We start from the raw sequence: 9929 nt of genomic DNA, 5'->3' as shown, positions 1-9929 counted from the left end.
GCGGCGGGGACCGCGGGAGCCGCGGCTTCGGGCCGTTCCACCGGAGGTGCGGGACGCGTCTCCGGCGAGGTCGCTGTGGCCGCTCGGGCGGAGGGTGCGGGCTCAGCCCCGGCGGCTTCCGGCGATCCAGCTGCGACCGCCCCGAGTGGCCCGGCTGGCGCGATCCCCCAGGCGGCGGCATCCGCTGAGCCCGCCCCGGTCACGACGACCGGTCGCGGCCTCAGCGACGAGCCGGAGGGCACCACGATGCCGGCGACCCCGCGATCCGCGACGACGGACACCGGGAGCGGCGAGATCCCGCTGACGCGACGTCGGCGCGCAAACCGCCCGGAGTAGCAGGGCGCGCCTCCCGCTCGGAGGTGTCCCGCCATCTCGCAGATTTCGGCGTGAATTCTGCGAGGTTCGCGCGGTTCCGCGAGGTTCGCGCGGTTCCGCGAGGTTCGCGCGGTTCGCGCGGTTCGCGCGGTTCGCGCGCGTCAGCGCAGCGCGCGGATGGCGAGGGCCACAGCCTTCACCTCGCGGATGCGACGCTCGTACGTCGCCGCGACCACGATGAGAAGGACGCCGACGATCGCGAGCCAGAGCCACCACAGCCCCGAGACGCTCTCGTAGATCGACGCGATCCAGGGCCAGAGCTGAGCGACGGCGTGCACGATCAGGACGACGCCGCCGAGGAGCACCGGAGCCTGCAGCCGGAACCGCACGCCTGCCAAGAGCACTGCGAGAGCGGCGACTCCGAGAGCGATCACGCGCCACAGCACGTTGTCGAGAGCGAAGTCGAAGACGAGTGAGGGCAGGAGCAGCAGCGCCAATCCCACGCCGACGGCGGGCCAGCTGCGCAGCTCGGGGCGAGCGCGAAGCGATCGGATACCGTGCAGCACCAGAACGGCGGCGATCGGCACCGTGACGAGCTCGACCGGGTCGGCGGAGCCGGCACCGAGCGCAACCGCCGCGACCGCACCCGCGAGACCCACGCCCACCCAGAACACGACCACGCTGCGCGTACCGCGCCACAGCACGGCGACGACGAGGATCGCCACGATCGTCACCGCGGCGCGGAGGCTCTCGTCCCCGACGGTCGCGATGCGCACGGTGGACAGGATCGCGGTGAACCCGAGGCCCGCGACGACCGCCGTGAGGGGCGCGAATGACGGAACGGCTCCGCCCCGACGCTGCAGGAGCACCGCGGCGGCGACGAGTGGCACGGCCACCGCGAGCACCCAGACGTCGAAGAGAGGACGCTCGAGGTCGACGACTCCGCGCACCCCGCCGACGACGAGGAGCGCCAGCGCGGCCACGCCCAGCGTCGGAAGAACCAGGGGACGGAAGGCCTCCCGCGAGACGAGGGATGCCAGCACGAGGAGGACGATCGCCGCGACCAGCACGGTGATGGCCCGAGGGATCTCGTCGGTGACGAGAGCGGCGGAGGGAAGCAGACCCACGCCCAACCCGAGCGTCACTCCTCCCACCGCCACCGGGGGCAGGGGGCGCACGCGTGAGGCCGCCGCGGCACCGATGAGCGAGAGGGCCAGGGGCAGCGTCATCCATTCGAGGGGACGGATGCCGACACCCAGGCCCGTCACGGCGACCAGCGCCGCGCCGCCGAGCAGGACGGAGGCCAGCGCGATTCCGGCCAGCGCGTGCCGCGCGCGCGAGGCGGCCGCGCCGGCGGCGCCGAGGGCGAGCACCGCGAGAACGGCCCGTACGAGAGGACCACCGTCCACCGCGACCAGCACGGTCTCGCCGACCGCGAGCACGACGGCAGCCGCGATGACCGTCGACCGCCCGACGAGCAGGGCCCACGCCGCGACACCACGGCTGCATCCCGCGGCCGCTCCGGCGAGGGCTGCGGCAACGAGGAGGACGAGCGCGTCGCGGAGCGGGCCTCCGGTGTCCCCTCGTTCGACAGCGTGGAAAAGTTGCGCCCCCCACACCAACACCAACGAGAGCGCGCCGCCGGCGGCGACGGCGAGAGGGAGAAGCTCCGGGGTTCGGGGCGGACGCACCCACGCGCCCGCGACGACGAGGGCCACGCCAAGCACCGCCGCGATGACCACGCGGACGGTGTCCTCGGCATCCGCGACCGCCGTGGGAATCAAGGCGAGCGCCGTGCCCGCGAACGCGATGACGGCGGGAGGCACCACCGCGCGACCTTCGACACGTCGGCGGGCGCGCTCACTGAGCACGGCCAGCAGCAGGAGGGCGGCGGCGAGGGGGAGCGTGTACAGCTCGACGGTCTCGACGCGCTCGGCGAAGAGCTGTAGCCAGAGCGCCCCGGTCGCGAGAGCGAGCGCGAGCCACACCAGGTGCCGGCGGGGCGAGCGCGACACGAAGAGCCCGTCCGCATCGACAGCCCAGATCAGCGCGGTGATCGCGACGAGGAGCAGGGGAAGCCACACGCTCCCGCGCGGAGCGAGCGCGGTGACCGACACGAGCGCGACCACGGCGGCGCCGACGTCGGTGAGCACGCGCAGCAGGACCTCACGGCGCAGGACCAGCAGAGCGAGCGCGGCGGCGAGCAACGCCACCGTGGCAACCGCGACGCTCGAGATCAGCGCGACCTCTGTGAGCGGGCGGATGATCGCCAGAGCCGTCATCGCGCCCAGCAACGGCCAGACGACCGCCGCAGCGGGGCGGAGAACACCCCACTCGCGATACACGGGCGCGAGCGCGACCCCCGCGGCCGCGGCCGTGCCCAGGAGGCCGATCACGGTCCACCACGTCGCCGCAGCCGCGTCCACGTTGCCGAGGACGGCGAAGACCGAGGACGTCAGGAAGGCGATCGCCAGGGCCGCGAGAGCGGCCGCCTCGCGCTGCTTCGCGTCCAGCCCGCGCGGTGCAGCCAGCGGCCCACGCCAGGGGACGAGGGCCAAGATCAGGCAGACCGTCGCGGCCGCGGCCACCGCCTCGAGCGGGCCGAGACCGACGATGTCGACATCGAGGCCTTCGAGTGCGGCTGCGGGCACCAGCCACGCGCTGCACGAGGCGAAGACGACGAGGGCCACGGCCGCCGGCACGCGGGCTGCGGGCGTGAGGGATGCCAGCATCCAGAGCACCGCGAGGACACCGAGCGTCGCGACCGTCCACGCCAGGGGTGACGAGAACGACAGCGTCCACGCGGTGAGGAGCGCGAGGCTCCCGACGACGGCGGACACCGCGGCCGTGCCACGTCGACGTCGTAGCAGGATCACGCCGGCGATCGCCATCGCGAGGTACCAGAGCACGATCACGACGGTGACCCGCAGCTGCGGACCGACGAGCAGCATCACGCCCCCACCGACCCACCAGACGACCAGACGCCGGCTCGCTCCGCGGCCGGTGAGACGCCACACGAGAGCGGCCAGCACCACCGCGGCGACGAGGGTGACCACGGCCGCGGTGCTCGTGGCATCCACGTCGTTCACCGCCAGCGACGACTCACCGAAGAGCGGGAACAATCGCCGCAACGGCGCGCCCAGGGCAGCGAGCGCCCACAGGACGGGGGCCACCGCGGCGAGCCCCGCTCCGATCGCGGCGGCGAGGGCTCCGGCGAGCACGGTCGTCCGGGCGGCACCGCCCGCCATGCGCCCGGCGACGGCTTCGAGGGCGAGGGCGATGACCACCGCGACCAGGACCGGCACGGTGGCGGTGACCGTGGCATCCGCGAGCCGGACGACGGTCGCGGTGACTCCGGCGCCGAGGGCGAGAACCGCGAACGGTGACGCGATGGGCGCGACCTGGGCGACCCCGGTGCGCACGAGCACCCCGGCGTGGACCGCGAGCAGCACCGCGATCGGGATGCTCGCGGCCAGCGGCGTCCCTGCCGTGTCGGGATCGAGCACGAGCGCGGCGGCCAGGGCGAGCAACGCGCCCAGCCCCGCGAGAACCCGCAGCGAGACGATCTCGACGGCGAGGGATCCGGCGTCCGCCCGGGCCAGCCGCGACACGAGAGGGGCGGCGAGGGTGAGGACGAGGATCGTCAGGCCCGAGGCGTAACAGCCGAGGATCGCGTCATGGACGAAGAGACCGGCGACGACGAGTGGCGGGCCCACGGCGAGCGCCGCGATCCCCGTGGACAGCGGGGCACGAAGACCCGCGAGGCGTGACCAGGCCGCGAAACCGACCCCGGCGGCTATCGCCGCCCACCCCCAGTAGACCCGCGCATCGACGCCGGAGGCGCCCGCGAGGTCGTTCGCGCGCACGGCCCAGACGTCGAGCGCGACCAGGGCGATCCCGAGGAGCGCGATGCCCTCCGCGGTCGCGGTCAGCCGACGACGACGAAGAACGGATGCCGTGACGATGACGCCCGCGGTGGCCGCGCCCACGATGATCGACCGCAGCACGAGACCGCCGCTGACCCACGCGACGGTCAGGAAGAACGCCGCGGCGACCGCGAGCAGCACGACGCCGATCGAGAGCAGGAACACCTGTACCCCGGAGCGGCGGGGTTTGGCGGGCTCGCCGGGTGCCGGCACCGGGGCCGCTGGCCCGGCCGGTGTCCCCGTGGCTGCCGCCGGCGTCTGCGGCGCAGCGTTCTCCGTGAAGGGGTGCAGCTCGCCGGGAGGCGGCGCAGACCCCGGCGACGGCGTGAAGCCCGCGGGCGGGGCGAAGCCCGGCGGAGCGGCGAAGGTCGGCGGGGCCGCCGCGTTCGCCGCCACCGGCACCGGCGGAGCGACTTCCGGCGCAGGCTCAGGCACGGGCCCCGGCGCGCCTTCCGGCCCGGGCCCAGGCCCAGGCACAGGCGCGGGCGCGGGCGCGGGCGCGGGCGCGGGCGCGGGCGCGGGCGCGGGCGCGGATGCAGGCTCCGGGACGGACCCGGGCGCAGGCCAGGGCGCGGTGCCGGGTATCGGCTCCGGCGTCGGCACCGCCGTGGGCGCAGACGCGGGAGCGGACGCCGATGCCGGCCCCGTGGGAGCCACCTCCGGGACCGCCGTAGGCTCCGCCGCCGGACCGGCCGCACGCGACGCGGAATCCACCCGGATCCGCCGCAGCGCCTCGTCGCGCGCCTGCGTGAGCCCGGCGATGCGCTGCGAGAGCGACAGGACCTCGAAGGTCCGCGGGTCGCTGAGGTCGAGTCCGCACGTCGCGCACGGCGAGGCCGTGATCGGCGCGAAGCACCACGGGCACCGCGAGGTGTCGGTCAGCAGCTCCGGCTGCGACGGCCACGCGCGCCGGTGGCTCCCGGCATCCCCTCCCGCGACTTCCGTCATGGTCCCCCCTCGGCGTCGGTCCGCTCCAGGCTAGCGAAGCGACCACGCCGAGAGGGGGTTGTCCACAGTCCCGGCTGCGCTCAGCCCCCCGGTGCGCAGGCTCAGCCCCCGGTGTGCAGAGGGGGCGTCCGCGGCGGCACCGTGCGCCGCACCCCCGTCGCCTCGAAAGCGGCGGCGAGCTGCAACAGGGACGTGTCGTCGTACGCGCGACCGGCGAAGGTCAGGCCCACCGGCATCCCGATGTCGTCGAGGGCGCCCATCGGCACCGTCACGGTCGGCACCCCGCAGTGGCGGATCGCGAGGTTCCCGGTGGACACCCACACGCCGTTGCGCCACGCGATGTCCGCCGAGGCGGGGTTCACGTCGGCGTCCGCCGGCCCGATGTCGCTCTGCGTCGGGAAGACCAGGGCGTCGAGGCCCTCGGCATCCATCCACTCCTCGAGATCGCGGCGCCGGGTCTCTTCGAGCCCTCGGAGCCCCTCGGCGAGGTGCGGGATGTCGGTGAACGCGGCCACGGGATTCTCACGCACGTGCCCGGGGTACGACGCGATGTCGTCGTCGAACCCCGTGTACCGGTCGGGCAGGGCGCCCTCGGGGTGCGGGAAGATCGCGGCCCCGTCGACGTCGGCGAGGCCCGGGTGTCCGTTCGCACGGAGGAAGTCGTCCCACGCCCAGGCCGACAGATCGACGATCTCGCGGTGCAGGAACTCCGGCGACACCAGTCCGCGTGTCGAGATCGTCGGCGCCCCGGGCCGGTCGCCCTCGTAGTTGCTCACGAGCGGGAAGTCGGTCTCCACGACGATCGCCCCGGCGGCCTCGAGGTCGGCACGGGCCGCCTCCCACAGGGCGAGCACCGAGGGGCGCGGTTCGATGCGCTCCCCCGTCGGCCCGCCCACGCCCTTCGGGCCGGTGCCCGCGAGCGGGTCGGTCCCGAGGAACAGGCGCGGGATGCCGATCCGCTTACCGACCAGCGAGGCGTCGGCGGCGAGTGCGGAATACGACTCCGGCCGCACCTCGGACGCAGCCGGGAGCGGCACCCACGGCTGCGCGCGCCAGAAGTCCCCCCGTGTCTCGGGGTCGTCGGCGACGACCACGTCGAGCACCGCGAGCAGGTCGGCCACCGTGCGGGTGTGCGGCACGACGACGTCCATCGTCGGCACGAGCGGCCAGTTCCCGCGCACCGAGATCACGCCGCGCGAGGGCGTGTACGCGCAGAGTCCGTTGCAGGATGCCGGCGCCCGCCCGCTCGACCAGGTCTCCTCGCCGAGTCCGAAGACGCCGAACGACGCCGCCGTCGCCGTGCCGGAACCGTTCGACGAGCCCGAGGCGAAGGCCGAGGTGAGGTAGTCGGCGTTGTAGGGACTCTCGGCGCGGCCGTACAGACCGCGCTGCATGCCGCCGTTGGCCATCGGGGGCATGTTCGTCCGCCCGAGGCAGATCGCCCCCGCCTCCCGAAGACGCTCGATGGTGAACGCGTCGCTCTGTGCGACGAGATCGGCGAAGGCCGGGCTGCCGGAGGCGGCGGTCAGGCCGCGCACGAGGTAGCTGTCCTTCGCGGTGTAGGGGATCCCGTCGAGCGGCCCCCGCGCCCGGCCCGCGGCGCGGCGCGTATCGGAGGCCTCGGCCTCGGCCCGCGCGTCGGGGTTGAGCACCACGACGGCGTTGAGCTTCGTCTCGGAGTCCGGTCCGTCGTACGCGGCGATGCGCTCGAGGTGCGCGTCGACGAGCTCGACGGCCGTGGTCTCCCCCGCGGCGAGAGCGGCGGCGAGCTGGGCGATGGTCGCCTCGGTGACCTCGATCATGCTCCGACCTCCGGCTGCTGCTGGGTGATGCAGTGGATGCCGCCGCCTCGGGCATACAGCTCGCGGGCGTCGACGGTGACCACCCGGCGTCCCGGGTACGCCTCCTCGAGGATGCCGCGGGCGCGGTCATCGGCCTCGGGTTCGTCGAAGCCGCACGCGATCACGCCGCCGTTGACGACGAGGTGGTTCACGTAGCTCCAGTCGGTGTCGCCGTCGGCATCGCGCACGGCGTCGGGAGCCGGGAGGTCGCGCACGGTGAACGGGCGGCCGGCTGCATCCGTCTGCTCCGCGAAGAAGGCCCGGAGCTCGGCCGAGACGGCGTGGTCGGGGTGCGCGGGGTTGCGCTGGTCGTGCAGGAGCACGACTCCCGGCGACGGCATCGTCGCGACGATGTCGACGTGCCCGCTCGTGCCGAAGTCCTCGTAGTCCCGGGTGAGTCCGCGCGGCAGCCAGACGGCGTGGGTCGCCCCGGTCGTGCGGGCCATCTCGGCTTCGACGCGCGCGCGGTCGGCGTAGGGGTTGCGGCGGGGGTCGAGTTGCACGGTCTCGGTGAGGAGCACGGTGCCCTCTCCGTCGACGTGGATGCCGCCCCCCTCGTTCACGAGGAGCGACGACACGAGCTCGGCGCCCGCCGCCTCGGCGACGAAGCGGCCGAGGCCGGCGGACTTGCGCCACTCGCTCCACCAGTGGTCGCCCCAGCCGTTGAAGGTCCACGCGACCGCCCCCAGCACGCCGGGGCGCTCGGGATCGAGCACGAAGGAGGGCCCGGCGTCTCGCATCCAGAACTCGTCGACGGGCGCTTCGAGGATCTCGATCCCGGACGAGAGCATGCGTCGTGCCCGACTCACCTCGGCGGGGTCGACGACCATCGTCACGGGTTCGAACTCCGCGACCGCGTGGGCGACCGCGGTCCATGCGGCGTAGCCTGCCTCGCGCTCGGCGTCGGTCTCGCCGAGGGTCGGCCCCTCGGCGGGGAAGGCCATCCACGTGCGTGTCTGCGGGGCGGTCTCGCTCGGCATGCGCCAGCTCATCGGCGGGCCATCTCTTTCTGTCGGAGTCATCGGGGAAGGCGACCGCCCTTGCGGGGCGGGCACCGGGCCGCGCCGGATCGACGTCGATCGCGACCGGTATGGCCGAGGCTACGGACCGCGTGTTTCGGTCGGCGAGCCCGAGGTGTTTCAGGGACATTAAACGTTTAAGTGCCCCTGAGCGCAAGAGTCGATCGCCCGTCGGGTACTGTCGGGCCGTGTGACGCCCCGCACACCGACGCTGCACGACGTGGCCGCTGCCGCCGGCGTGTCGATCGCCGCCGCGTCCTTCGCCCTGCGCGACAAGGCGGGCGTCTCCCCCGAGACGCGCGAACGCGTGCTCGCCGCCGCCCGTGCCCTCAACTACGTCGTCAACGCTCCGGCACGCAGCCTCCGCACGGCCCGGTACGGCGCGGTCGGACTGCACCTCCCGCCCGGGGCCACGCGCCTGCCGTACTACACCGAGTTCGCGTTCGGGCTGGTGGACGCCGCCGACCAGCGGGGCCTCTCGGTGATCCTCCTGCCCCACCGCGAGGCCGACGACGACACCCCGCCCACCGCGTTCGTCGACGGATACGTGGTGGTCGACGCGACGGCGGCGGATGCCGGCATCCGGTCGATCCTCGACACCGGACGCCCGGTCATCAGCGCCGAGCACCTTGTCGGCGGGGAGGAACGGGTCGCCGGCAGCGTCGTGTACGACCACGAGACCGCCCTCCGCGGGCTCCTCGACCACCTGACCGCCCGGGGCGCCACGCGGATCGCCACGATCCTTCCGCCCCGCGGCACCGCGTGGAGTCGCGAGCTCACCGCGACCTACGAGACGTGGATCGCCGAGCGGGGCGGCATCCCGATCTCCCGCGAGATCAGCTTCATCCCGACCGCCGACGAGGTGGACGGCGCCGTGGGCGAGATCCTCGCGACCGAGCAGGTCGACGCGCTCATCGTGGGGCCGAGCGGCTCGGCGGCTCCCGCCCTCGACGCCGCCCACCGCGCCGGACGGCAGGTGGGCACCGACCTGCTGCTCGCGGCGTACGTCGACGAGCCCATGCACGGCCTCCTGTCGCCGGCGGTGACCTCGTTCGACCTCATGGCCCGCGAGGTCGGCGCGGCCTGCCTCGACCTGTTCCTCGCGATCCAGGATGCCGCTCCCCCCAGCGACCGCGTGCAGGTGACGCTCCCGCGTCTCGTCGCTCGCGCGAGCACCGCCGGACGGTAGCGCGGGCCGGGGCCCGTGCGCCGCCCGGACCGGCACGAAGGTCGAGCACGGCCACGCCCGAACGCGCGTGCGGGCCGAGGCCCGTGCCGCAGATCCGGAGAAGAGCAGCAGATCCGGACGAGACGGAGGCATCGGTCCGGATCCGACGACCGTCTCCGGATCCGCGCGCCTCCGCGCCCCTCGCCCGGGCGGGCGGCGACCTAGAGTGAATCCGTGCGGGTGCGGTTCTTCGGCGGATTGAGCGTCGCCACGGATGACGGGGATGCCGTCGTGCCCGGGCGCGGTCAGCAGTCGCTGCTCCTGCGCCTCGCGGTGGATGCCGGGACCACCGTCAGCACCCGCGCCCTGGCCGAGGACCTCTGGCCCCTCGACGCGCCCGACGACCCGCGCGCCGCGCTGCAGTCGCTCGTGTCGCGTCTGCGTCGCGCGCTCCCCGCGGGGTGGGTGTCGTCGACGCCCGGCGGCTACCGGCTCGAGCTCTCGCGCGCCGAGGTGGACGTCACGCGGTTCCAGGACCTCGTGGCCGAGGCGCGCACGACCGGCGACGCGGCCCGCGCCCGGGACGCGCTGGCCCTGTGGACCGGGGACGTCTGGACACCCGGTGAGGGCTTCGATTGGCTCGTCCGCGACCTGCTCGAAGACCGAGCGCACGCCGAGCGGCTCGTCGCGGCGGTTCCCGCCCACCCGGCAC

Annotated in this window: 4 protein-coding genes and 1 pseudogene; 2 read left to right on the top strand and 3 right to left on the bottom strand. The window is 74.4% G+C overall.

Annotated elements, in window-relative coordinates; all coding sequences use genetic code 11:
* Positions 1-476 precede the first annotated feature (476 nt).
* The 3 genes from NS220_RS15635 to NS220_RS15620 all read right to left on the bottom strand — a co-directional run bounded on the left by NS220_RS15635 (position 477) and on the right by NS220_RS15620 (position 8022).
* Positions 477-4676: an SCO7613 C-terminal domain-containing membrane protein gene (locus NS220_RS15635; RefSeq protein WP_153004329.1), complete on the bottom strand. Its 4200-nt coding sequence runs from the start codon at positions 4674-4676 to the stop codon at positions 477-479.
* 614 nt (positions 4677-5290) lie between these two features.
* A complete protein-coding gene (locus NS220_RS15625) occupies positions 5291-6991 on the bottom strand; it encodes an amidase (protein WP_058624944.1) in 1701 nt (566 codons plus the stop codon).
* On the bottom strand, positions 6988-8022 hold the full coding sequence (locus NS220_RS15620) for an agmatine deiminase family protein (RefSeq protein ID WP_058624943.1): 1035 nt from the start codon (positions 8020-8022) through the stop codon (positions 6988-6990). The genes NS220_RS15625 and NS220_RS15620 overlap by 4 nt, the downstream gene beginning before the upstream one ends.
* Before the next feature lie 247 nt (positions 8023-8269).
* On the opposite strand from NS220_RS15620, the gene NS220_RS15615 reads away from it, so the two are divergent.
* Together NS220_RS15615 and NS220_RS15610 are read left to right on the top strand one after the other, a co-directional pair.
* Entirely contained in the window at positions 8270-9238 is a 969-nt protein-coding gene (locus NS220_RS15615; protein ID WP_206543036.1) for a LacI family DNA-binding transcriptional regulator, read from the top strand.
* Between the two features lie 213 nt (positions 9239-9451).
* Positions 9452-9929: pseudogene (locus NS220_RS15610) on the top strand (winged helix-turn-helix domain-containing protein); the annotation flags it as partial.

Origin of the sequence: Microbacterium testaceum (genome assembly GCF_001476655.1) — a bacterium.
GTDB classification, from domain to species: Bacteria; Actinomycetota; Actinomycetes; order Actinomycetales; family Microbacteriaceae; genus Microbacterium; species Microbacterium testaceum_C.
The sequence above is the reverse complement of the archived record's forward strand: the minus strand, read 5'-3'. Positions and strand labels throughout refer to the sequence as shown.